Here is a 24167-nt window from a genome sequence, read left to right as displayed (position 1 = left end):
ACATCCTATCCCTATCAGAAAACCCCTTACGATAAAAATAAGCATTTCGACTCATTCGCATTCCCTCAACAAGGTAATTCGTATGATTTATGTTATCTTTACAATAATCTGCAAAAAATAACTACAAAAGTTAACGAAACATTTCTACAATAGGTATTGTGGTCAAAAAAATTAGAAAGGCGGAGATCAGGTGAAGAAGCAACGAAGGAAAAACCTGTCTATTCTGCTCACTTCCATTATGATGATTAGTCTCATTCTCCCAGCAGTACCTACTTATGCAGAAACAGAAAACGGCAATGCCGTAAAGGTCAGCATCTTAGCCACAACCGATGTTCATGCGAACATGATGAATTATGATTATTACAGCGACAAAGAAACAAATGAATTCGGTTTGGCAAAAACAGCCGAGCTGATTGACAAGCACCGCTCACAAAACCCAAATACACTCCTTGTTGATAACGGAGACCTGATTCAAGGAACCCCTCTTGGAGAATACGTTTACAAACATGAGAAAGACAGCATCATCAATCAAACAAAGGTTCACCCCATTATTCATACACTCAACAAACTAAAATACGATGCAGGAACACTTGGCAATCATGAATTTAACTACGGGTTATCCTTCCTTGACGGTACCATTGCGGGCGCCAACTTCCCGATTGTCAATGCGAACGTCAAAAAGCTAAATGGAGAACACCGTTTTACACCTTACGTGATCCAAGATAAAACCTTTAAAGATGCAAACGGAGCCTCACAAACTGTGAAAGTTGGTTACATAGGATTCGTTCCACCACAAATTATGACGTGGGATAAGAAGCATTTAGATGGACAAGTCCAAGTGCAGGACATCGTCGAATCTGCCAATGAAACCATTCCTGAAATGAAGGCGAAAGGCGCAGATGTCATTGTCGCTCTTGCCCATACAGGAATTGAAAAAACAGCTTCACCTAAAGGATCAGAAAATATGATCTTTGACCTTGCCACGAAAACAAAAGGCATCAATGCCATTGTATCTGGCCACCAGCATGGCACATTCCCAAGCGCTGAATATAACGGCGTCGACAAATTCAACGTCTCAAAAGGAACCATCAACGGCATCCCAGTCGTCATGTCAAAAAACTGGGGCAGCTACCTCGGAGTCATTGATTTAACACTAGAGCCTGACGGCAGCAGCTGGAAGGTCACAGACGGAACAGGCAAGATCGAATCTGTTGCCGGAGTATCATCTCAGAAAAGCACAGTAAAAGATGCCATTCAAACAACGCATCAAAACACACTTGATTACGTGAGAAAGCCTGTTGGCAAAACAGAAGCAGACATTAATAGCTTTTTCGCTCAAGTGATGGATGACCCTTCGATTCAAATTGTGACAGATGCCCAAAAATGGTATGCACAAGAAAAAATGAAGGACACTGCGTATCAAAATTTACCGATTTTATCTGCAGGTGCCCCGTTTAAAGCAGGCGGACGAAACGGTGTGAATTATTATACAAATATCGCAAAAGGAGATTTAGCGATTAAGAACATCGGCGATCTCTACCTTTACGATAACACTGTGCAGATTGTGAAACTGAGAGGCAGTGAAGTGAAAGACTGGTTAGAGATGTCTGCCGGACAGTTTAATCAGATCAAACCGAACGTTTCAAAAGAACAGCCGATTTTAAACGAGGAATACCGCTCGTATAACTTTGATGTAATAGATGGTGTGACATACCAAGTCGATGTGACGCAGCCTGCTAAATACAGCACAACAGGCACACTTGTCAACGCCAATGCAAACCGCATCAAAAACCTGTCTTACAACGGGAAAACAGTCTCTGACAATCAAGAATTTTTAGTCGTGACAAATAACTATCGTGCTTCTGGCGGCGGAGGCTTTCCGCATCTGACCCAAGATAAAGTGGTGCTTGCCTCAGCAGATGAGAACCGTCAAGTGCTGATGGATTATATTATCGAACAAAAAACCATCAACCCAAGTGCTGATCAAAACTGGGCCATTGCACCGGTGAAAGGCGCAACTTTAACATTTGAATCTTCTCTTTTAGCCAAACCGTTTGCTGAGAAATCAAGCAGCGTAGACTTTGTTCGTAACGCAAGCACAGATGGTCTTGGTGTGTACAAGCTAGCCTTTAAAGAGGATGGAACAACAGAACCGCCTTCATCAGACAACTGGAATTTAACAGTCATGCATACGAACGATACACACGCACACCTTGATGATGCGGCAAGACGCGCAACAAAGATCAAAGAAATCCGTGCTGAAAGCAAGAACAATATTTTATTGGACGCTGGAGATGTCTTCTCTGGTGACCTATACTTCACAAAATGGCAAGGACTTGCCGATCTGAAATTGATGAACTTAATGAAATACGATGCCATGACGTTTGGTAATCATGAATTTGACAAAGGTCCTTCTGTACTACGTCAATTTCTGACAGGTGATGCATCAGATGTCGATCCGAAAAACCGTCATCAATTTGAAAAGCCTCGATTCCCGGTCGTGTCATCAAACGTGGATGTCTCGAAGGAAAAACAATTGAGCGACTTAGTGAAAAAACCAGCCTCATTTAAAGCTGGTGAGAAAAAAGAAGCCGGGATCTACCCTTACATCCTGCTTGATGTTAATGGTGAAAAGGTGGCCGTATTCGGCTTAACGACTGAAGACACAGCCATTACATCCAGCAGCGGTCCTAACATTCAATTTAAAGAAGCGTACAAGAAAGCAAAAGAAACAGTCAACACCATTCAAACAGAAGAAAAAATCAATAAAATCATTGCGTTAACACACATTGGCTACAATCGTGATCTTGAGCTGGCTCAAAAAGTTGACGGTATTGATTTAATCATTGGCGGTCACACGCACACACTTGTTGAAAAATTAAAGGTCATCAATAAAAAAGAACCTACAATTGTCGCTCAGGTGAAAGACTACGGACAATTTTTAGGGAAAGTAGACGTAGCCTTTGACAAAAAAGGCGTCGTACAGCCAAAAGAATCTTCTTTTGACCTGATCTCTATTGATGACTCTGTCAAAGAAGATGCAGATGCAAAAGCGATCCTTGATGGGTACAAAGCAGATATTCAAGATTTAAAAACAGAAAAAGTCGGCTATACAGATGTCCTATTAGACGGACAACGCGAGCACGTCCGTGCGAAGGAAACGAATCTTGGGAACTTTATTGCCGACGGCATGCTGCAGAAAGCGCAAGAATCTGCCGGTGCTGACCTTGCCATCACAAACGGCGGCGGTATTCGAGGCAGCATTGAAAAAGGAGATATCACTTTAGGTGATATTTTAACGGTGATGCCTTTCGGAAATACACTTTATGTCGCAGATTTAAAAGGCAGTCAAATTAAAAAAGCACTCGAACAGGGGCTGTCAGGCATAGAGGAAGGCGGAGGCGCATTCCCTCATGCAGCTGGCATTGAATATACGTTTACACTCAGTAAACCAGCTGGCAGCAGACTGATTGATGTGAAACTGAAAGACCAAAAAGGTCAACTGACGGATATTGATGATGAGAAAACATACCGCGTAGCTACAAACGCATTTGTCGGCACAGGCGGCGACGGCTACAGCGTCTTTACAGAAGCCTCTCACGGCGAAGACTTAGGTTATGTCGACTATGAAATCTTCAAAGAGCAAATTGAAAAGGCAGACGGGCAGATTTCGCCTGTTATCGATCACAGGGTGAAAGAAGTGTTCCTTCCTCGTGCGAAAGGGAAAGGCGCTTATGACATTCAAGATGATAAGAAATTCCAAACATATGTGCAGCATACAAACAAAGCATTGCTCTATCTAGACAAAGCAAGCAAAGCGAAAAACGTTCAATTGTCTCTATCAAAAGCGCAAATAGCAGAGCTGAAGAAAAGAGAGCAAGATCCAAACGTCACCATCTATCATGACAAAGTGGGACTCGCATTGCCGCTCTCGAATTTATCCGAGAAAAGCGCAGATATATGGATGACAAAGACGGATAAAGTGAAAAACGCATTAACGGATACGTATGATTTCCAAATCAAACAAGACAAGAAAAAGGTTTCGACCTTTAAAGACCCGGTCACTCTATCCTTTACACTAGACGAGCCTCAAAAAGCGAAAAAACCTAGTGTGTATTATGTGGATCGCAAGAAAAATCGTTACGCCAAAACTAGTAATGGATCATTTGAAAACGGAGTCGCATCAGGTCAAACCGAGCACTTCAGCGAATACACCGTCCTCAACCAAAGCGGGGCAGCTGGAACAACTCCAGATCAAACTGGTGGAGACGGCGAAACATCAGCACCAGGCGGAGGCACAGGTACAGATCCAAACCAAGATGGAACCGGCCTCCAAGGCGGCACACTGCCGAATACAGCCACGATGATGTATACAGCTGTACTGATTGGCGTGCTCATGCTCGCCGCAGGCGGTATCCTTTATTACTACCAGCGCAAGCGTACAAGAAAAAATGTATCATCCTAAAGGAAAAGGACAGAGCCTATGCTCTGTCCACTTTTTATGGAATAAGACATCAATCTTGAGATAAATAGATCCAATTGCGGTCGTCAAATTCTTTCACATCATCTGACCCTATATGACGAAGCATTCTATTAAAGAACATGATGTCATTTTCATCATCGACATCATATAAATCCTTTAAAACATAATCTCTTATAATAAAATTCGTTAAGTTCGTATTATTTACAAAATCAGCAAAATAATCTTCTACAAGAGTTAAATCCTCTTTACTTAATTTTTCATCATTGATAATGGAAATATGAAAAACATTCAAAATCGCTTGTATATCTTCTTCATCCATATAACATAATGGTTCTAGCTTTCTGTCTTCTTCCGTAAACGGTTTTCGCGTATCTTCAATGATGACATAACATAAAATCTGATGATCTTTCATCACGCTGAATATTTCTAAATCTCTTAATTTTAGTGGTCTATTTAATCTAATCATCTTTCCTCCTAAAAATGGTGATCTATTCGTCGTCTATCTCTCTCCTTCTCCCAAAACCTGAAATGGACAGAGCCTATGCTCTGTCCACTTTTTCTCTTCTTGCAAAATCGACGAATCTGAAGCGGTCTAATCGGTGACGGCTTTCCGTGTATTGAAATAAACTTGTATCCTCTAAGAACACGTAATTTTTCACGACGACGACATGGTCAAACCCGTTCAAATCAAGATACTTGGCGTCCTCTTCTGTACATGGCTCTACCACAAATTCCTTTTGGGCATAGCTGATTGATACACCGAGCTCTCCTTCAATATACTCGTAGATGGACCCTTCGCATATGTCCTTCGACAAGACTGACACATGCTTTTGCAAAAAGTAATCCTTGTCTAAAATCACTTCTTCTCCGCTAATATTGCGAGAGCGGATGACTTCCCAGACATCCTCCTGCCCACTTATTTTCAGCTGAGACTGAATATACTGATCCGGTTTGATTAAACCAAATTCGTGAACCGTCGTAACGGTCATTCGGCCAAGTGTTTGGGAAAGCTCTTTAAAGCTGACGAGACCCGAGACTGGGAATTGCATTTTCTCACGATTCAGCAAGACAGAGCCTTTCCCGCGGATTTTTTGGATATAGCCATTTTGCACAAGGATATTTAATGCCTTTCTCACCGTCTCACGGGACGTATCGTACATCAAGGACAGCTCATGCTCTGATGGCAGAATGCCTTTATCCTGCCAATCACCTTGTTCAATTCGTCTTGCGAGCTGATCATAAATCACTCGAAACTTATTCTCTTTCATTTTCCCTCCGCCCCATTTTCTAGCGTTTGGTTAAATGATAAACGATTGACTCATATGGACGCAACGTAAATCCCTTCATATCTGCCGGTACATCCTCATAATTGGATAACAGCACTTGCCCCTCCATCTCATCTATAGCCTGCACAAGCTCATCAGGAAGCGTAAAGTCCGTCTCTCCTGCGTAAAAGTGATTGATCACAAGAAGCTTCTCCTCATCACTTTCTCTCACATAAGCAAAAACCTTCGGGTCATCTGCTAAGAGTAAGGTGAAGCTTCCATATGTGATCACGTCAAGTTCTTTACGCAGCCTGCAAAGGGCTTGATAGTGGTAGAAAATAGATGTCTTATCTTTTAATGAAGCTTCGACCGAAATGTCGTTATTGGCTGGCTCAATCCAAGGTGTTCCTTTTGAGAAACCTGCATTCTTTTCTGAGGTCCACTGCATCGGTGTTCTCGCATTATCTCTTGACTTGACCTGTAAAATGGCGAGTGCTTCTTCCTTTGATTTCCCTTTTTCAAGCATGGCTTCATACATATTAAGTGATTCAATATCGCGGTAAGACGATATGTCCTCAAACCGAGGATTCTTCATGCCAATTTCTTCACCTTGATAAATATACGGAGTCCCTTGCATGAGATGAATGGTAGTCGCCAGCATCTTCGCTGATTGCTGATGGTACGTTTCATCATCACCGTATCTTGAGACGATACGCGGCTGATCATGATTGCACCAGAAGAGCGCATTCCAGCCGCCGCCCTCATGCATTTTCGTCTGCCATTCGGACAGAATCGACTTCAATTCCTGAAAATCAAATGGTGCGAGGGCCCATTTTTCTCCGTTTGGATAATCGACCTTTAAATGATGGAAATTAAACGTCATATCCAGCTCCTGCCGATCCGGTCTTGTATACCGAATGCAGTCTGTGATATTCGTTGAAGACATTTCCCCGACTGTCATGCTGTCATATTTCGAAAAAACCTCTTGATTCATTTCATGCAGAAACTCATGAATTCTTGGGCCATCCGTATAATACATCCGGCCGTCTCCTTGCACAGACTGTCCGGCGTCATCTAAGAAGCGTTGATCTTTCGAGATGTTGTTGATGACATCCAGCCTGAATCCATCAATTCCTTTATCAAACCAAAAATGCATGATGTCATATACTTGCCTGCGCACCTCATCCTTTTCCCAATTGAGATCCGCCTGTGTGACATCGTATAAATGAAGATAATACTCTCCCGTTGCTTCATCTAGCTCCCAGGCTGGACCGCCAAATTTTGACTGCCAATCATTCGGCGGTGATCCGTCTGCTTTAGGCTCCTTCCAAATATAATAATCTCGATAAGGATGATCCTTTGACTCGCGTGAGGCTTGAAACCACTCATGGAAAATGGATGTATGATTGACGGCTAAATCCATGATGACTCGTATGCCTCGATCATGGGCTTCTTTCAGCATGTGTTCAAAATCCGCCATTGTGCCGTACATGTCATGGATTTTTGTATAGTCACTAATATCATAGCCGTTGTCATGCTGCGGGGACTCATACATTGGCGTCAGCCAAATACAATCCGCCCCCAGCTGTTTGATATAATCAAGCTTTTTTGTCACACCATTGATATCGCCTGTACCTGAGCCCGTTGTATCTAAAAAGCTCTTCGGGTAAATTTGATAGACCACCGCTTTTTTCCACCACGGTTCGTTTGTTTGTTGTTTCAATTTCCTTCACCACCACTAGTTAAGTTCTTGTGAAACATCTTTCTTCTTTTTTAGCTTTGCATACAAAAGGGTTCCAATGAACGGGACGATGAGTACAATGACCATCCCTATCGCAAATGCGCCCCAATATTTCGGGATAATGGAGAAGATTCCTGGAATGCCTCCAACACCAACTGAGCTTGCCAGCACCCCTTGAGAGGCGATAAACATACCAGCTAAACCAGAGCTAATGAGTGCAAAAATAAATGGGAATCGATAGCGCAGGTTGACGCCAAACATCGCTGGCTCGGTAATTCCTAAGTAAGCGGAAATACTTGATGTCAGTGAGAGCCCCTTTTGCTTTTCATCTTTTAAAACAAACATCATCGCGAGTGCGGCTGATCCTTGTGCGATATTAGACAGTGCGAGCATCGGCCATAGAAACGTGCCATGCAGTTTGGAATTAATCAATTGAATATCGACAGCGAGGAACGTATGGTGCATCCCTGTAATCACTAATGCAGCGTACAATCCGCCGTATAATAGACCGCCAAGTGCTGCGAACTGCTGGAATACAGCCACAAGTCCAGATGTTAAAACGTTACCGATTGCAAATGTAACAGGTCCAATGACGATAAAGGATAAAAAGCCAATGACTAATAACGTAATCGGTGCAACCACTAACAGCTGAATGCTTTCAGGTGTCCGTTTTGTGATGAATAATTCGAGCTTTGCAAGTAAATAGGAGGCGACGAGTATCGGAAGAACCTGCCCTTGATAGCCTACCTTTTGCACTTCAAGTCCAAACAAATTCCAGACAGGAATCTCACCGGACTTTTCAGCCGCTCCATAGCCCCACGCATTTAATAAGTCTGGGTGTACGAGCATCAGCCCAAGGACCATCCCTAAGAGCGGATTTCCCCCAAACCGCTTCACTGCTGACCAGCCGATTAATGCGGGCAGAAATGTGAAGGCAGTGCCTGCAATCAAGTTGATCATATTCGCTAAATCAGCCCATGCCGGATACACATCCACAATCGATTTTTGATCAAAGAAAATATCTGGAGCTGTTAAAATATTATTAATCCCCATTAATAAACCGGCTGTGACGATGGCAGGAAGAATCGGAATAAAGATATCCGCAAGCGTTTTCACAGCACGCTGCAATGGATTTAATTTTTGATCAGAGGCACGCTTAACGTCCTCTTTTGTGGCTTCCCCAATGCCTGTCTGTTTCACCATTTCAGCATATACTCGATTGACGACCCCTTGGCCGATCACAACTTGGTATTGACCGTTCGCTGAGAAAGATCCCTTCACTTCTTCTATTTGTTCAAGTGCTTTCTCGTCAACCTTTCCTTCATCTTTCAGTACAAAGCGCAGCCTTGTCACACAATGTGTTGCTTGATCAATATTTTCTTTGCCGCCGATGGCTTTCACAATCTGATCTGCTGCTGCCTGATAATCAGCCATGCTATCCCCTCCGAGATCGTTTTTTATAAGAAAAAAGAACCAAAAAACTTGTATATACATGTTTGTTTCTTATTTTATATTTGTATATACATGTAGTCAACAACAAAATGCAGCGCTTTCATAAAAAAAGCTCCCTCAATGTGCTCAGGAGAGGCAGCGTGTCATCATCTTTTTTTATGCTCCGTTAATTTTTCGTAGACCCTGTTTTTATAAAAGGAGGAGGCTGGACGGGCAAAAGTTTGACGCTTAGATGTGAGTTCATCCAGGCGTTTTTGTTTTTCTTCACATATGAGAGAAAGTTTTTTTCTTTCCTCTCCGTCTATACTGGAGTGAAGAAGCTCTTTGACGGTCATGAGTTCTTTTTTCAGTGCTGTTTCTTCCCCAGCAAAGCCAGCATTTTTCATCATCCTGTACCCATTCTGAGTTCTTCAGGTACATGAGCAGCATCATCTTTAGGCAGGGGTTTGCCAAAGCCAGATAATCCTTCAAAAGCCCCGTGATCCATCGCTTTTTTGATCCGTTCTTCTGATAATCTCTGTGCAAAATCCATGGCGTTTCTCCTTTCGTCTGCAACGATTTGATTAAGCATAGCAAAAAAGCTGACTCTCTCACAAGAGTCAGCTTTCTCGTTATTTATTGTCGATTTTGAAAGTAGATACCATCTGTGCTAAGTCCTCTGACATATCAGAGAGCTGTTCAATCGCACTTGAAATTTGCTGCATGCCAGCACTTTGCTGTTCTGTTGCTGCCGCTACTTCTTGAGAGCTGGCGGCGTGTTCTTCCGATACAACCGAAATTTGTTCAATCGATGTAGAAATCGTTTGATATGCTTGCTCTACTTGCTTAATAGAAGCAAGCAAATTGTTCGTTCTTCTTGAAAACTGAGATACGCCATCGTAAATCACAGCGAAGTTTTGTGACGTGCCTTCCATTTGTTCACGTCCTTCTTCCACTGCTTTACTGCTTTCCTCTACGCTTTCAAGAACACGCTGACTGTTTTCCTGTGTGCCGATGACGAGGTCTGAAACGGTTTTAGCCGCATCCGCTGATTGCTCAGCTAACTTACGCACCTCATCTGCCACAACAGCAAACCCTTTTCCTTCTTCTCCAACACGTGCCGCTTCAATTGAAGCATTCAGTGCAAGCAGATTCGTTTGCGCTGAAATGTCCGTAATAATCGAGATGACACTTTCAATCTCCGTGGAATGAGATTGTAATTCTTCTGCTGCCTGCTTTGAGTTGGTCATCTTGTCATGTAACATATTCAGATGCTCAAGCACATGATTCACTAGTTTTTGACCAGATTCTGACTGCTCTTGTACGTCAGATGAAACAGATTTCATTTCATCGACTTCTTTTGTGACACCTTCGATTTGAGTATCGATCTCTGCAACGGATGTTGTACAATCCGTAATATTTGCGACAGAATCATTGATTCCTTCACTCATATTCGTCATGGCTTCTGACACTTGCTGCGCACTTTGACTCGATTCATTCGTTACGGTGCGAAGCTGTGAGGACATTTTCGACACTTCACTAGATGAGTTTGAGATCTTCGCAATGAGCTCTTTGATCCGCCCCTGCATCTTTTGGAAGGATGCGGCAAGTTGACCGATCTCATCTTTACTTTCAACCTCTACCATTCCAGTTAAATCACCGTCAGCAATTCGGTTCGCTGATTCCATCAATGAACGTGCTGGTTTCGCAATTCTTCTGCCCATGATAAAGGAGAAAAACAACCCACCGATGAGCACAATAGCAGATGCAACCGTGATATAGATCGTCAGCTTCTTCGTTGTTTCAGGCACAACAGATGCATCTAAATCAATTCCTAAAATCCCCGTCAGTTCACCGCCTGAATCTTTGATTGGCAAAAAGACTGATTTATGTGTACCAAATGAGTCTTTGTAAATATCACTTTTGATCATTTTATCTTCAGAAAGTGCTTGTTTCATCTCATCTGAAAAGGCATAATCTTGATCAAAATCATTTTCTTCCCCAGTTAATATAATAATTCTTTCTTTGCCGCCTTTATTAGATAGCACGTATAAGTTCTCAAGCGTATGATCTTCTTGAAGCTCCTTGAATTTCTTTTTGACCTCCACATAAAGGGGATCATCCTTCCCGCTAATGCCAAGAACGTTTCCATCCAAATTATCGATTTCTTTCTTTGCAGTATCAATATCTGTTGTTAATCGATAATCAAATTGCTTTAATAACTGGGATGATAAATCCTGGCTGACTAGATAAAATGTTAAAACGAATAGTGCAACGGTTGCGAGTAATGTTACGACAACGACTGACATGATTTTAGAGGATATCGTGTACCCTCCAAATTTCCTTTGTTTCGCCATTTTTTCCTACATCTCCACTCTCAGATTTGATTTAAGCATGTACATGTTCAAATTGTCCACAAACAGATGCGATCACATCTTTTAAATAAGATACGATATGTGGGATATGCTCTGGTAACGTATAAGGTGAGATAACAAAAAACTTACTAACACTTAGATAGAATTCTTGTCCTTCTTTTGCATTTACAAGTAAAAACTTCGTTGTATCGCCAAAGAACATTTCGTCTCTTTTCTCTCCAAGCTTTTCAAACAGCATTTTGTTCAATTCATTATTCCGCTCAATTTCCATTGCAGTCGCTTCGCCTGAAATCTCTTCTTGAAAACGCGGTGAGCCGTCTAGGTAAATTCTAAATAATGTAGCCATTCCGACGTTGTCATCATTCACGACTTCAGCTTGCGGAATTTCTTGACTGAGTGCTTCTCTAAAGGCAAGGTTCACCTCTAGGAATTGACCGAGCAAGCGCTGGTAGCCTTCAATTCCAAACGTTAACAGCACACTCAGCATACTGATAGAGCTTCCCATTCTTGAGCATTCCAGTGTATAACCCGTATGGTATTCGCCGTAGCCTCTATGACCAACATATGGTGTCTCTTGTTCTTCCAGATCTAAACGCTTTAGGTCAGCAGCATTTTTCACTAAGAATAAACTAGATGTGTAAGGTGTTTGGCCGAGCTTTTGAAAGTCAAAGCACATCGTGTCAGCAAGAGAAAGATGCTGGAATTTCGCTTTGATTTCTTTTAGCATACGAAGAACACCGTATGAGAATTGCAGCGGGTTTTCAGCTACATCATACTCATTAAAGAAAGCAAAAAATCCGCCGAGCGCTGAATCCGCATGAATATGCGGCACCTGTAGACCATACTCCTCAGCAATGGCTTCTGCTGTTTCACGTACCCCTTTTACATCATCAATTGCAATGGCATCTGTTGTTCCGGTTGTTGCGACAATATAAACGGGAATTCCGCCATTTTGTGCAACACGTTCCATTTGACAACGCAAATCTTCCATATCCATCGAATGATCTTTATTCGTCTTAATTCTGATCAAATTGTCTGTGCCAAGTCCTGTTGCTTCCATTGACTTAAATAAGCTGTAATGTGCAGCATCAGAACAAAACGCATAAAGATTTTGCGGGACACCTTTCCGTAGTGACTCCGGCGCAACTTTTGCAATCGCTAAACGTAGTCCTGAGAAAATGGCTCCCTGACCTCCCCATGTTGTATATCCCCCGCTCACACTTGGATCATATCCGATGAGCTTAGACATCATTGAGACCACTCTGACCTCAGCTTCCGCTCCTGCTGGTCCATAAACATCCCATAGGTTGTTTCCATTTACCAGCATGGCCGTCAGCATGCCTAGAATTCCTGGTGTACTTGCCATTGGCAAAATGTTCGTGAAGAAATACTTTGTGTGGTATGGATGGTTATGTAAAAGCTTCAGTAATTCTTCATTCACAAGTTCCGCTTGTTGGCCGTTCACCGGAATTTGACTTGTTTCAGTGAGCTTTTGGTAAAAATCTTCTCCACGATTCTTTTCACCCTTTAGGTGTGCACGGTTCGGATCTTTCAGATGATCGACCCCTGAAACAATCTGCTCCATCAATTTGATGAGTTCTTTACGCTCTGCTGCATTTCCGTCCTCACTCGGAAACCAGTTCTGAACGAGGTTCTCTGCTCGTACAGTCATATACTATCAATCCTTTCAATGGAAGATTTCCTGTCAAAGTCTATATCGACCCCAATTTAAAAGTTTATAGTCTCGAAATGTTCACTTAAGTATATTTAGATAATTTGTTCATTCATCAAAATAAATAAAACCCTTACAAAACACATCGAAAACATTATGTTGATGAAACAAAAAAATATATTGATATATCTCATAGAAGGAAATTTCATCCATGTTCCTCCTCCATTCTTTTTCTCATTTTTTTTACTTAACCTGCATAAACATTAAGAAACACTGGAAATACTCTCTAAATCATCATTGTAGAAACCAAATTAATTCTTTAGGCTTGTGTCTTTTTACCTGTTTTATTGATATAGCAACTGGGAAATTGCTGAATTTTCTGTTAATAATAGGATGAATTTCATAAAAAGTTTTTCGAAGAGCGAATATTTTCGTTTTCTTCCCTTTTATTGCTCGGACAGGCTGCTGACGCTCTTCTCCGGTTAACACTTTTCTATTTGAGCATTTCATGGTATATTCTAATGGTTCGTTTTCTTTCGTTCCGCCTCTTCCGTGTATCGGAGAAAAGGAGTGTTTTTATGAAAACATTTATTCAAAAACGAGGCCTCGGCTTCTTTGTTATTGCAGCCATCTTACTTTGGCTCAAAACGTATTCAGCGTATTTAATTGAATTTAAACTTGGTATATCAAATGTGCTTCAGCATATTTTGCTTTTCGTGAATCCTATTAGCTCCAGCTTGTTCTTTCTTGGCTTTGCTTTATTGTTCAAGAAAAAATGGCAGCCTGCCGCTATCATTGTGATTCATTTTTTCATGTCTTTTTTACTATACGCAAACATCGTGTACTATCGATTCTTCAATGACTTTATCACGCTGCCTACCGTGATGCAGGCAGGAACGAATGGCGGACAATTAGGTGATAGTGCATTTTCACTCATGCGTTGGACTGATATGTTTTACTTTATGGATACAATCATTTTGATCGTACTCGCAGTCCGCATGAAAAAGCAGCAGCAAACAAGTACAGCTACTGTACCTGTTCAAAAGTCAAAATCGTTTAGACTCGTCCTTGTGTCCTCTGTTGTGATCTTTGTGATGAACTTAGTCGCCGCAGAGATTGATCGACCAGAGCTTTTATCAAGATCGTTTGACCGCAATTATTTAGTTAAATATTTAGGTGCTTATAATTTTACTGTGTTTGATGCCATTCAAAATGTGAAATCAAACAGCCAGCGTGCTCTGGCAAATTCAAATGACGTGACAGATGTAGAGAACTATTTAAAAGCGAACAGCGCTGATCCTAACCCGGCGTATTACGGGAAAGCGAAAGGCATGAACGTGATCACCATTTCTCTTGAATCTCTGCAAAACTTTGTCATTGATTACAAAGTAAACGGAAAAGAAGTGACGCCATTCCTTAATTCATTGGCACACGACAACCAAACGTTTTACTTTGATAACTTCTTCCATCAAACAGGACAAGGAAAGACGTCTGATGCTGAATTTATGATGGATACTGGGCTATTCCCATTATCACAGGGCTCTGTTTTTATTAACAAAGCGCAAAACACGTATCAAGCACTTCCTGGCATCTTGAAGAAGGATCAATACACGTCAGCAGAATTCCACGGCAATACGAAAACCTTCTGGAACCGTAATGAAATGTTTAAGTCGTTTGGATATGACAGATTTTACGATTCTGAGTACTACGATATGAATGAGCAAGATACGAAGAACTATGGGCTGAAAGACAAACCTTTCTTCAAAGAATCCATGCCAATGCTCGAAAACTTGAAGCAGCCGTTTTATTCGAAATTCATTACGTTATCGAACCATTTCCCATTTGGAATGGATGAAGGTGATACCGATTTCGAACCTGGTGACTTCGGAGACTCTGTCGTCAATAACTATTTCCAATCGGCTCATTATTTAGATGAAGCCATTGAACAGTTCTTCAACGACTTGAAAAAATCAGGTCTCTATGACAATACAGTCGTCATTATGTACGGAGACCATTACGGCATTTCTGAAAATCACAATGAAGCGATGGAAAAAGTGACAGGACAAAAAATCGGAGATTATGAAAATGCGCAGCTCATGCGTGTGCCGCTCTTTATTCATGTACCAGGGGTAAAAGGCGGACAGATTCATAAATACTCTGGAGAAGTCGATATCGCACCAACCCTTCTGCACCTGCTCGGCGATGATACGAAGAACTATTTAATGTCTGGTTCTGATATCTTATCGAAGAACTTCAAAGAGCTTGTGCCATTTAGAAACGGTGACTTCGTCTCTAAGGACTACACAAAAGTAGGCAATAACTATTACAGCAACAAAACAGGCGAGAAAATTGAGCCGACTGATAAAGCATCACAAGAAAATGAAACGGTGAAAAAGATGCTGGAGACATCTGATAAGATCGTCACCGAAGATTTACTCCGTTTCTACATGCCTAAAGGCTTTACACCGATTGACCGCAATCAATATGACTATACAAAGAAAGTACAGGATGAAGAAGATTCCTCTTCCGCCAAAGATGAATCCAGCTCTTCATCAAAATAACTTTCTCATTTTAAGAACCAGCCGATCCCTGATCAGCTGGTTCTTTTCACGTTTGACCGCTATTGCACCGGGTATAGAAAGAAGAAGGAGGGATTTATCTTGAAAAAAACAACCGCTTTTGTCGTGACTGCTTCACTCGCTTCGTCCGCCCTAATTGGTTTCAGCCCTGCGGTCTCAGCACACGCCATGACCAAAACAGCAGTAGAACAATCCGTTCCTCAAGGTCCGAAAAACACATTAAACAACGTGTATGAGCTGGCACATAAAGGACAAATGCCGTACTATGCAGAAGGACTAAAAATTGGTGTTCAAACAAAAAAAGACGTTCATCATAAACTAGGAAATCCATATCCAGAAACAGGTCACAGCAGCTTTGATTTGTATCATGCTGAAATGGGGAATCCGGGATTTGCTTTTCATTATGATGCAAAAGGCAAAATTGACGAAATCCGTTATTTCGGTACAAATGTAGAAAAAGAAACGAATATCGGCGGGATGACCCCTTCCCTATTAAAGAAACAACTTGGACCAGCGGATTCGGTCAGCACCATCTCTCAGACAAAAGAGAAAAAATACGTGTATCGAACTGGAGATTATGAGCTTGAATTTATCGTCGGCCATGACCCAGATATAAATCAGCATAAACTCACCGTCCTGCATATTAACCTGATGAAAGCCGATTCCTAAATAAAAAAGCATCCTGAGCAGAAGCTCAGGATGCTTTTTCTTTATTATGAAGCCACTTCTAAATGCGGCTTTCTTTTCATTGTTCGTTTCAAGACTGGACCTGCGACATAATCAAGTCCAAATTTGCCTGCATTCCCTTTCGCTGCCATGATGACGATGGCAATGAGCAAGAGAAGCGGGTTGACAGAGACGGTACCAGCTAGTAAGAAAGAGACATTCATCACGCTTCCGAAAAAGGCTGCAGTTGTTGTGAACAATCCAACGATTAATCCTAGACCTACTAAGATTTCTCCCCACATGACCATGGCACTGAATAGTCCCGCATTCGGCAAAGCGACATTTTCTAAAAACCATACATAGAACGGATACACTAAATGGCCATCTTTGACAACAGGTTCAGCTATCGCAAATTGTAAATATCCTGATGCATCGAATCCGCCTGTTAGTTTTCCTATACCAGATGTCAGCCAAGTCCATCCGATATAAAGTCTTGCTGCCAAAAGGATAACCGCTGCCCATACATTCGTTTGTAAGAATTTTGTAAACATGATGATGCCTCCTTTTAATTTATGTGAAATATTTCACATTCTCTTTATGATCTTATTATACTATGCCGTTTCTAATTTGTGATCTTTTTCACATAGATATTCACAAATTGTTCATGAATATCTATGTGAGGTAAACTTTTCCCTTGCTAAAACCGTCTAAGTCATTTCAGACAATAAGAAGGGGTTTAACTTTGTATGAAAACATTATTCCATTTTGCTTACTTACAGGCGATGTCGTGTCTATTCCCTGTCATGATCTTTGCGGCGCTTGCCCTATCAAAGATGGTGGCTATTCCTTTTCTTCACCGGTATGATTTCATTCTACTGCTTTGCCTCCTGGCACAGATTCTCATGCTGACGCTTCGGCTGGAGACATTGAATGAACTGAAGGTGATTTGTCTATTTCACCTCATTGGAATTGGCTTAGAAATGTATAAAGTACATATGGGTTCTTGGTCCTATCCTGAAGAAGCTTATACGAAGGTCTTTGGGGTTCCGCTCTATAGCGGGTTTATGTATGCGAGTGTAGCAAGCTATATTTATCAGGCCCTGTCCCGACTTCAAGTGCAGATGGCTTCATGGCCCCATCCGTTTTTTTCAATCGGGATCAGTTTGTGCATTTATCTCAATTTCTTTACGCATCATTGGCTCTATGATCTCAGGTGGTGGCTGACATTGCTGCTTGTTGTCGTGTTTCGAAAAACGTCCGTCTCGTTTCAGGTTGGCTCTTCTACCTTTCGAATGCCGCTTGTCGTCTCATTTCTGCTGATTGGTTTCTTCATTTGGATTGCCGAAAATGTCACCACCTTTTTAGGAGCATGGCAATATCCAAATCAACAGCACGCTTGGTCTCTCGTACATCTTGGGAAAATCAGTTCTTGGTTTTTACTTGTTGTAATCAGTATTGTGCTGGTGATCGAACAGCGCAAACAAAAAAACGTTCAGCCCATTTGACCTGGCTGAACGCTTTTTTCAATCTCGATCGACTTCCTTGCGGAGATCATCTGCGACAAATTCTACATTCGTTCCAATGATGATTTGTACGGAGGTTTTCCCTGAAGTCAGTACCCCTTTGGCACCTGCTTTTTTCAATGTGCCTTCATTTAATAAATGTGTATCTTCTACTGTTAAACGTAGACGAGTGGCACAATGATCAATCGTGGTGATATTGTCTTTGCCGCCAAGTCCCTCTACAAGCATACTCGCACCTGCCGTCTTCGTATCATCGGCTGCAATATCTTCAATGTCATCATCTTCCCTGCCTGGTGTTTTGAGCTTTAACAGTTTAATGAGGAAATAGAAAACGACAAAGTACACAATGCCATAAAGCACCCCAACTCCGAGCAGCATGAGTGGTTTTTGTGCGATGCCAAAGCTTAAAACGTAATCAATCGCTCCTGCTGAAAAGGCGAAGCCGCTATGAATTCCAATGGTGTTCACAATAAAGAGCGAAAGACCTGTTAGCACAGCATGGACACCATATAAGAGTGGAGATAAAAACATAAATGAAAATTCAATTGGTTCAGTGATCCCTGTAATAAATGACGTAAGCGCCATCCCAATCATCAAGCCAGCTGTAGCTTTTCGCTTTTCAGGCTTTGCGGTCACAATCATGGCTAGACATGCCGCTGGCAGACCGAACATCATCACTGGGAAGAACCCGGTCATAAAGACACCCGCACTTGGATCTCCTTTAAAGAATCGAGCTAGATCCCCTGTTGCCCCGCTGAATTCCCCGAATTGAAACCAAAATAAGTTATTCAGCACATGATGAAGCCCTAATGGAATGAGCAATCGGTTAAAGAAACCAAACAGCCCTGCACCCGTCGCACCAAGACTTAAAATCCATTCCCCTAAACCATTGATCCCGCTTTGAATCGGAGGCCATACATATCCGAAAACGGCTGCTAATAGAATGGTGAAAAGTGCGGTCATAATGGGCACAAGCCGTCTTCCGCTAAAGAACCCTAAGTATTCCGGCAGTTTTGTATCCTTGAAGCGATTGTACACATACCCTGCCAATAGCCCGCATAAAATACCGCCCAATACCCCCATATTGTTCGTTGAATTAATCGACGTTGTACCAGCTGATAAAATAAAATAAGAGATCGCACCTGATAATGCCGCTGCCCCATTACCATCCTTTGCAATGCCGATCGCTATACCCATTGCAAAAATTAAAGCCAAGTTTGCAAAAATAGCATTCCCTGCCGCATGAATAAACGGGATATCGAATACATCCTCCCGCCCAATAGCCAAAATAATCCCTGCTGCCGGAAGCACAGCGATTGGAAGCATAAATGATTTGCCTAGCTTTTGAAAAAACTGAAACACCATTTGCCTTCTCCCCCTTTGTCTTCATCATGACCAAACGTTCATGATGTTCATAAAAAATATATCATATGCACATCTAGTTATCTATACCAATTTGTCCACATTCATTTGACATTCCGCTCTTTACTCTTTTCGCGTAAAATGTGGTAAGCTATTGTATAGAATGAAGTTATAGAAAGCGGGAATGAACAGTGATTGTCAAACATGATCATGAGTTAGAAGCCTTAAAAAAAGTCGGCCGAATTGTCGCTTTGGCAAGAGAAGAAATGAAAAGCCAAGCGAAACCAGGCATGTCTACAAAAGAATTAGATTTGATTGGAAAAAAAATATTAGAAGAGCATGGAGCCAATTCGGCGCCTGAAAAGGAATATGACTTCCCTGGGACGACTTGTATCAGCGTGAACGATGAAGTTGCACACGGTATTCCAAGTGAAAAAACCATTTTACAAGAGGGCGACCTCATCAATATTGATATCTCAGCAGAGCTGGACGGCTATTATTCCGATACCGGCATTTCATTCGTATTAGGTACAGGTGATGCTCGTCTTGAAGCATTATGCCAGTGTGCAGAGGATGCATTCCTCGAAGGATTAAAGCATGCAAAAGCCGGTAAAAGACAAAACCAAATTGGCCGTGCGGTCTACAATACAGCCAAAGAACAAGGATTTACCGTCATTAAAAACCTAACAGGACACGGCATTGGGAAAAATCTGCATGAAGCACCCAACCATATTTTGAACTATTATGATCCATTCGATAATGCTTTGTTTAAGAATGGCACAGTGATCGCCTTCGAACCTTTTATTTCAACAAATGCTGAATCGATTTATCAGACTGATGACGGCTGGACATTTAAAACACCAGATAAAAGCCTAGTGGCACAGATTGAACATACCATTGTGATCACAAAAGACGAACCCATTATTTTAACGAAGCTGTAAGCCAGCAGGTCCCCTTCTTCACTGGAGGGGTTTTTTTCGTTTCCCTTTCACGAATCTGTCACGACTAAACAAAAATGCCTGTGGTAAAATAGGCAAAGATATGCGAAAGGGGTCTTATTTGATATGTGGTTCATCATCATAGGAGTTATCTTTTTGATAGAAAGTATCATCTTAACGGTTGTAGGTATTAAGAAAAAACAATCCATGATGACTTATCTTGGTATTGTCATCATGATTATGACGGTCGGCATGATCATCGTTACCCTCAACCCGCCAAATTCATAAATGATTATTTCCAGCATATACATGGATCATAGGCAGATAGAATCAGTTTTCATTTTTTAACCCCTGCACACTTTTCACGTCCTTTTTTGAGATGTTACAATGCAGGCAGTTTCAATTGAAAGGAGTTTTCTATCATGCATTATGGTAGCAAAGGCTGGTATGTCGAAGAATTAAAGAAGCTTGGTGTGACCAAGCATGAAGGAAGAAAGCTTCAAAGCTTAAAAACATATTTCCTTGCAAATCTTCTTGAGCAAAAGAAACCTAGCTCATAAACGCTTAAAGCCGTACATCAGCATAAGATGTACGGCTTTTTTTAAATGTGCTGAATTCGTTTTTCTAAAGACTTCCTCACCACATCTGCTAAGGCATCTACTGCAAGAACGGCTTTCAGCCTCTCTGGACTTGTTTGACGATATTTGACCTCGTTCACTTCATGGACTGTAATATGATGGGGCGCTTTTTCTACTAATACAAGAGAACCATCAGGCGGCACTATGCCTTCTTTCAGCACCCGTAAATAAAAACCGGTATACCCCGTTTGCTGTACTTCCTTGACAAGCTTCATGTTAGCGTGCTTAAAAGATAGTTTCACACACGGCTGTCTTGGCTGGCTCACTTCAACAAGTGCTTCTCCAAGTTGAAAGACATCGCCAATACGCACCTTCGTCTCGACTAGCTTGCGCACTGTCAGATTTTCGCCAAACGCAGCTTCCTGTAATGTAACCCCTAAAAATTGCTCGAAGTAAGCATAATGATCATATGGAAAGACGCAGACGGCTTTATCATATCCTCCATGATGAACCAAATCACCTTGGCTATCTCCCTCAAAATTGACCTTACTCAAATATACAGGCTCATGAATACGCTTTTTGTTGATGGCTGTTTTGATTTCTTTTCCGTTCGCATAGGTCGTGATGGGTTGTCCTACTTGGATTCCTACTATATCGTATCTCTTCTGTCCCACGATGACCATCTCCTTTGGTTGTCTCATGCCTATTATTTTACATCGTTAGACAATTAAATCATAGTCGATGCGTGAAGGTCAGATACATGCTATGGTACGATGAGAAAAAAGGAGAGATGACATTGATTCATTATCATGCCATTGTCACAGGACGGGTGCAGGGAGTCGGTTTTCGCTATTTTGTACAAGGCGAAGCCGTCAATCGCGGGATGAAAGGCTGGGTACGCAACACAGATGAAGGTCATGTCGAGTTAAAGGTAGAGGGTGAGCAGCAAAAGGTGCTTGATTTCTTAAAGACCGTTCGAAAAGGAAGCCCTTTTTCAAAGGTCACAGATATGCAGATGGAGCCGCTCACTGAGTTAGCTCATTATAAGGATTTTCGAATAAGGTAATCAAAAAACCTAGCTCTCGCTAGGCTTTTTCTGTCCCATGGTAGGGCTTTTCCTGATAAAAATAATTCGGCTTCACAATGGTATTGTCGTAATGCTTGTGGAAGATGTGGGTAGCAGCTGGTGATACTGGCGGAATCAGCCATGTCCAGTCCCCAGTCAGCTTGCGGTCAGCCTTTTCTTCCTGCTTTTCAAACTGTTTGAATTGATGTGCTGCTGTATGGTGATCAACAATGGTCACCCCTGCTTCTCGGTAAGAATGGAGAACCGCCACATTCAACTCAACAATGGCTTTGTCCTTCCAAAGCGATGCATTCTTTGTCGTGTCCAGCCCTAAAATAGAAGCAACTTTTTTCAACATATTGTAGCGATTTTCATCGGCTAGGTTACGTGCGCCAATTTCTGTACCCATATACCATCCGTTAAACGGTGCCGCATTGTAATGAATACCTCCAATCTCTAATTTCATATCAGCAATAATCGGAACGGCGTACCATTTCAATCCTAAATCACGAAATCCTTCATATTCAGGATGGGTAATCTCGACTTCTTGGACGATTTCTTTCGGAAGCTCATACAGAACTGGCGGCTGATCCTTTAGCTGAAACATGAGAGGCAGAATATCAAAATGCGTGCCCTCCCCTTTCCAGCCATGGGCTTCACACAACTTTGTCAATTCAAGAGATGCCTCGTCGCCAATGATGCCATACTCCGTCTCATAGCCTGCATAACGAACGAGCTGATGATTATAAATGACGACTTCCTTTTGCGAATGATTTTCTGGAGGAAAGATCGTAATGGATGGTTTGATTTTCCCACCATTTGTCGCATACTCAATATGATGAAAGAGTGCCTCTTTCACCTCTTCTTCTGTCTTCACATGCCGGCAGTCGTGAACTTGCAGGGTTGACCAAAACAAACGGCCAATGCAGCGGTTGCTGTTGCGCCACGCCATTTTCGCCCCGTGCGCCAATTCCTCTTGTGTGTGAGTATACATCCCTTTAGAGTCAATTTCTTGTTTTATTTCATGCAGACGTGCTGCTTTCTCTTCATTTGACTTGCTTAATTCTTCATAGCATAAAGAAATAAAAGCTTCTGCTTCATTCCACAACGCTTCTTGATTACTCAAACATACTCGCCTCACTTTAATACGAATATATCCATTGTAGCGGTTTCTATTAATAAATTCACTCGTTTCAAACCATTTTTTATCATATCATCCGACCATTGTCCTTAGAGCGCGGATGAATCAATCCGTTTAAGGGTCTGCTCGAGCCAGCGGACATAGCCTTTTTCTCTTTCAATTGCCCTTGTCAGCACTAAGTAATGCCCAAATTGCGCTGAATGAAGCGATTCAGCGGCAGGGTCTTCCTCCGTTAAAGCGTGCAGCTTCTGTTCTAGCATGTCTATTTTTTTGGTGCGCTCTAGCAGTTGATGTGTAAACAAGTCAGCCGCTTCTTTGTTGTCCATGGAAGAGATGAAAAATGTTTTGAGCATGAATTCATCCTTTGTTGTTTCTGGTATCGGGTCTTTTGTCCTTAACCACTGATGCAATTCTGCTTTCCCTGCCTCTGTGATTTGATAAACCTTCTTCTCCAGCTTCTTTCCTTGTATACGAATATCAAATTCAATAAACCCTTCTTCTGTAAGACGCTTCAGCTCAGGGTAAATTTGGCTGTGCTTCGCGCTCCAAAACTGTCCAAGGGAATCCTTAAAATGTTTGGTTATATCATATCCCGTCAGCTCACACTGATCTAGTAAACCAAGAATGACATATTTTAAAACTCTCATAATGTGCCTCCAACGCTTATTCTTTGACAATAGTATACCATAGACTTTAAAATAAACATGTAAATCATGACATGTTTGAAATAACATCATTCTAATGAAAGAAGGAATAAACATGGATCAATTCGTTGGACTTCATATGATTTATACGTATGAAAATGGCTGGGAATATGAGATTTACATTAAAAACGATCACACCATTGATTACCGCATTCATAGCGGAATGGTTGGAGGCCGCTGGGTCCGTGATCAAGAAGTGAATATTGTGAAGCTGACAAAAGGCGTTTACAAAGTTTCTTGGACAGAACCAACTGGGACAGACGTCTCTCTGAACTTTATGCCTGAAGAAAAACGCATGCATGGCGTCATCTTCTTCCCAAAATGGGTGCATGAACGTCCAGATATCACAGTTTGCTATCAAAATGACTATATCGATCTCATGAAAGAATCTCGTGAAAAATACGACACCTATCCAAAATATGTTGTTCCAGAATTTGCGGACATTACGTATATCCATCATGCAGGTGTAAATGACGAAACCATTATCGCTGAAGCACCATATGAAGGCTTGACTGATGAAATAAGAGCTGGACGAAAATAAAAAAGCGGCACGCACTGTGCCGCTTCTAGATTGTAGACAAAGGGCTAAAAATGATGTTTATTTTAGCCCTTTGTCTTCTTTTCAGCGTGATAGAAAACCTTT

The 24167-nt window shown here is 41.7% G+C and carries 20 protein-coding genes and 1 pseudogene; 9 read left to right on the top strand and 12 right to left on the bottom strand.

Annotated elements, in window-relative coordinates; all coding sequences use genetic code 11:
- Positions 1-238: 238 nt before the first annotated feature.
- Complete coding sequence (locus tag GKC25_RS03610; protein ID WP_254637684.1) at positions 239-4465, top strand: multifunctional 2',3'-cyclic-nucleotide 2'-phosphodiesterase/3'-nucleotidase/5'-nucleotidase; 4227 nt, start codon at positions 239-241, stop codon at positions 4463-4465.
- A 49-nt stretch (positions 4466-4514) separates the two neighbouring features.
- On the opposite strand, the gene GKC25_RS03605 is transcribed toward GKC25_RS03610, so the two are convergent.
- The 7 genes and pseudogenes from GKC25_RS03605 to GKC25_RS03575 form a co-directional block, all read right to left on the bottom strand.
- Positions 4515-4949, bottom strand: a complete 435-nt coding sequence (locus GKC25_RS03605; RefSeq protein ID WP_034665160.1) for a hypothetical protein — start codon at positions 4947-4949, stop codon at positions 4515-4517.
- Between the two features lie 73 nt (positions 4950-5022).
- Positions 5023-5751: a trehalose operon repressor gene (gene treR, locus GKC25_RS03600; RefSeq protein WP_034665163.1), complete on the bottom strand. Its 729-nt coding sequence runs from the start codon at positions 5749-5751 to the stop codon at positions 5023-5025.
- 19 nt (positions 5752-5770) lie between these two features.
- Positions 5771-7471 carry an alpha,alpha-phosphotrehalase gene (gene treC, locus GKC25_RS03595; RefSeq protein ID WP_095286077.1) on the bottom strand — a complete coding sequence of 567 codons (1701 nt, stop codon included), beginning with the start codon at positions 7469-7471 and terminating at the stop codon, positions 5771-5773.
- Between the two features lie 15 nt (positions 7472-7486).
- Positions 7487-8923, bottom strand: coding sequence for a PTS system trehalose-specific EIIBC component (gene treP, locus GKC25_RS03590; RefSeq protein WP_034665169.1), 1437 nt, complete (start codon positions 8921-8923; stop codon positions 7487-7489).
- Positions 8924-9087: 164 nt separating this feature from the next.
- Positions 9088-9473, bottom strand: a pseudogene (locus tag GKC25_RS03585) (DUF1992 domain-containing protein).
- 79 nt (positions 9474-9552) lie between these two features.
- Positions 9553-11277: a methyl-accepting chemotaxis protein gene (locus tag GKC25_RS03580; RefSeq protein ID WP_034665174.1), complete on the bottom strand. Its 1725-nt coding sequence runs from the start codon at positions 11275-11277 to the stop codon at positions 9553-9555.
- 31 nt (positions 11278-11308) lie between these two features.
- A complete protein-coding gene (locus GKC25_RS03575; protein ID WP_095286076.1) occupies positions 11309-12967 on the bottom strand; it encodes a pyridoxal phosphate-dependent decarboxylase family protein in 1659 nt (552 codons plus the stop codon).
- Positions 12968-13545: 578 nt separating this feature from the next.
- Here GKC25_RS03575 and GKC25_RS03570 point away from each other — a divergent pair.
- Together GKC25_RS03570 and GKC25_RS03565 are read left to right on the top strand one after the other, a co-directional pair.
- A complete protein-coding gene (locus GKC25_RS03570) occupies positions 13546-15528 on the top strand; it encodes an LTA synthase family protein (RefSeq protein WP_187704400.1) in 1983 nt (660 codons plus the stop codon).
- 99 nt (positions 15529-15627) lie between these two features.
- Positions 15628-16215, top strand: coding sequence for a YjgB family protein (locus GKC25_RS03565; protein ID WP_095286074.1), 588 nt, complete (start codon positions 15628-15630; stop codon positions 16213-16215).
- A 44-nt stretch (positions 16216-16259) separates the two neighbouring features.
- Here the strand turns inward: GKC25_RS03565 and GKC25_RS03560 are convergent, their stop codons facing one another.
- Positions 16260-16763 carry a DoxX family protein gene (locus tag GKC25_RS03560; protein WP_034665187.1) on the bottom strand — a complete coding sequence of 168 codons (504 nt, stop codon included), beginning with the start codon at positions 16761-16763 and terminating at the stop codon, positions 16260-16262.
- Between the two features lie 195 nt (positions 16764-16958).
- Here GKC25_RS03560 and GKC25_RS03555 point away from each other — a divergent pair, with 195 nt between their 5' ends.
- Positions 16959-17717, top strand: coding sequence for a DUF817 domain-containing protein (locus tag GKC25_RS03555; RefSeq protein ID WP_095286073.1), 759 nt, complete (start codon positions 16959-16961; stop codon positions 17715-17717).
- 18 nt (positions 17718-17735) lie between these two features.
- Here the strand turns inward: GKC25_RS03555 and nagE are convergent, their stop codons facing one another.
- Positions 17736-19097, bottom strand: a complete 1362-nt coding sequence (gene nagE / locus GKC25_RS03550; protein WP_252067883.1) for an N-acetylglucosamine-specific PTS transporter subunit IIBC — start codon at positions 19095-19097, stop codon at positions 17736-17738.
- 191 nt (positions 19098-19288) lie between these two features.
- On the opposite strand from nagE, the gene map reads away from it, so the two are divergent.
- The 3 genes from map to GKC25_RS03535 all read left to right on the top strand — a co-directional run bounded on the left by map (position 19289) and on the right by GKC25_RS03535 (position 20595).
- On the top strand, positions 19289-20038 hold the full coding sequence (gene map / locus GKC25_RS03545) for a type I methionyl aminopeptidase (RefSeq protein WP_034665196.1): 750 nt from the start codon (positions 19289-19291) through the stop codon (positions 20036-20038).
- A gap of 123 nt (positions 20039-20161) precedes the next feature.
- Positions 20162-20323, top strand: a complete 162-nt coding sequence (locus GKC25_RS03540; protein ID WP_003214360.1) for a hypothetical protein — start codon at positions 20162-20164, stop codon at positions 20321-20323.
- Positions 20324-20457: 134 nt separating this feature from the next.
- Positions 20458-20595, top strand: coding sequence for a YflJ family protein (locus GKC25_RS03535; protein WP_003214303.1), 138 nt, complete (start codon positions 20458-20460; stop codon positions 20593-20595).
- 41 nt (positions 20596-20636) lie between these two features.
- Here the strand turns inward: GKC25_RS03535 and GKC25_RS03530 are convergent, their stop codons facing one another.
- Positions 20637-21287 carry an MOSC domain-containing protein gene (locus GKC25_RS03530; protein ID WP_106038422.1) on the bottom strand — a complete coding sequence of 217 codons (651 nt, stop codon included), beginning with the start codon at positions 21285-21287 and terminating at the stop codon, positions 20637-20639.
- Between the two features lie 122 nt (positions 21288-21409).
- Here GKC25_RS03530 and GKC25_RS03525 point away from each other — a divergent pair, with 122 nt between their 5' ends.
- On the top strand, positions 21410-21679 hold the full coding sequence (locus GKC25_RS03525) for an acylphosphatase (RefSeq protein ID WP_170938433.1): 270 nt from the start codon (positions 21410-21412) through the stop codon (positions 21677-21679).
- Positions 21680-21698: 19 nt separating this feature from the next.
- On the opposite strand, the gene GKC25_RS03520 is transcribed toward GKC25_RS03525, so the two are convergent.
- Together GKC25_RS03520 and GKC25_RS03515 are read right to left on the bottom strand one after the other, a co-directional pair.
- Positions 21699-22805: a nitric oxide synthase oxygenase gene (locus GKC25_RS03520; protein ID WP_034665210.1), complete on the bottom strand. Its 1107-nt coding sequence runs from the start codon at positions 22803-22805 to the stop codon at positions 21699-21701.
- Positions 22806-22909: 104 nt separating this feature from the next.
- Entirely contained in the window at positions 22910-23467 is a 558-nt protein-coding gene (locus tag GKC25_RS03515) for a PadR family transcriptional regulator (protein WP_187704399.1), read from the bottom strand.
- 112 nt (positions 23468-23579) lie between these two features.
- On the opposite strand from GKC25_RS03515, the gene GKC25_RS03510 reads away from it, so the two are divergent.
- Positions 23580-24065, top strand: coding sequence for a phenolic acid decarboxylase (locus tag GKC25_RS03510; protein WP_095286068.1), 486 nt, complete (start codon positions 23580-23582; stop codon positions 24063-24065).
- Positions 24066-24167: the final 102 nt, after the last annotated feature.

This window comes from Bacillus pumilus (assembly GCF_038738535.1).
Taxonomy (GTDB): domain Bacteria; phylum Bacillota; class Bacilli; order Bacillales; family Bacillaceae; genus Bacillus.
Note: the sequence above shows the minus strand (reverse complement) of the source record. Positions and strands in the feature narration are given on the sequence as shown.

Excerpts from the sequence above, each read along its gene's own strand:
- GKC25_RS03610 (WP_254637684.1), top strand. The coding sequence starts at position 239 with ATGATGATTAGTCTCATTCTCCCAGCAGTACCTACTTATGCAGAAACA.
- GKC25_RS03605 (WP_034665160.1), bottom strand. The coding sequence starts at position 4,949 with ATGATTAGATTAAATAGACCACTAAAATTAAGAGATTTAGAAATATTC.
- treR (WP_034665163.1), bottom strand. The coding sequence starts at position 5,751 with ATGAAAGAGAATAAGTTTCGAGTGATTTATGATCAGCTCGCAAGACGA.
- treP (WP_034665169.1), bottom strand. The coding sequence starts at position 8,923 with ATGGCTGATTATCAGGCAGCAGCAGATCAGATTGTGAAAGCCATCGGC.
- GKC25_RS03580 (WP_034665174.1), bottom strand. The coding sequence starts at position 11,277 with ATGGCGAAACAAAGGAAATTTGGAGGGTACACGATATCCTCTAAAATC.
- GKC25_RS03575 (WP_095286076.1), bottom strand. The coding sequence starts at position 12,967 with ATGACTGTACGAGCAGAGAACCTCGTTCAGAACTGGTTTCCGAGTGAG.
- GKC25_RS03570 (WP_187704400.1), top strand. The coding sequence starts at position 13,546 with ATGAAAACATTTATTCAAAAACGAGGCCTCGGCTTCTTTGTTATTGCA.
- GKC25_RS03560 (WP_034665187.1), bottom strand. The coding sequence starts at position 16,763 with ATGTTTACAAAATTCTTACAAACGAATGTATGGGCAGCGGTTATCCTT.
- GKC25_RS03555 (WP_095286073.1), top strand. The coding sequence starts at position 16,959 with ATGAAAACATTATTCCATTTTGCTTACTTACAGGCGATGTCGTGTCTA.
- GKC25_RS03540 (WP_003214360.1), top strand. The coding sequence starts at position 20,162 with ATGTGGTTCATCATCATAGGAGTTATCTTTTTGATAGAAAGTATCATC.
- GKC25_RS03535 (WP_003214303.1), top strand. The coding sequence starts at position 20,458 with ATGCATTATGGTAGCAAAGGCTGGTATGTCGAAGAATTAAAGAAGCTT.
- GKC25_RS03515 (WP_187704399.1), bottom strand. The coding sequence starts at position 23,467 with ATGAGAGTTTTAAAATATGTCATTCTTGGTTTACTAGATCAGTGTGAG.
- GKC25_RS03510 (WP_095286068.1), top strand. The coding sequence starts at position 23,580 with ATGGATCAATTCGTTGGACTTCATATGATTTATACGTATGAAAATGGC.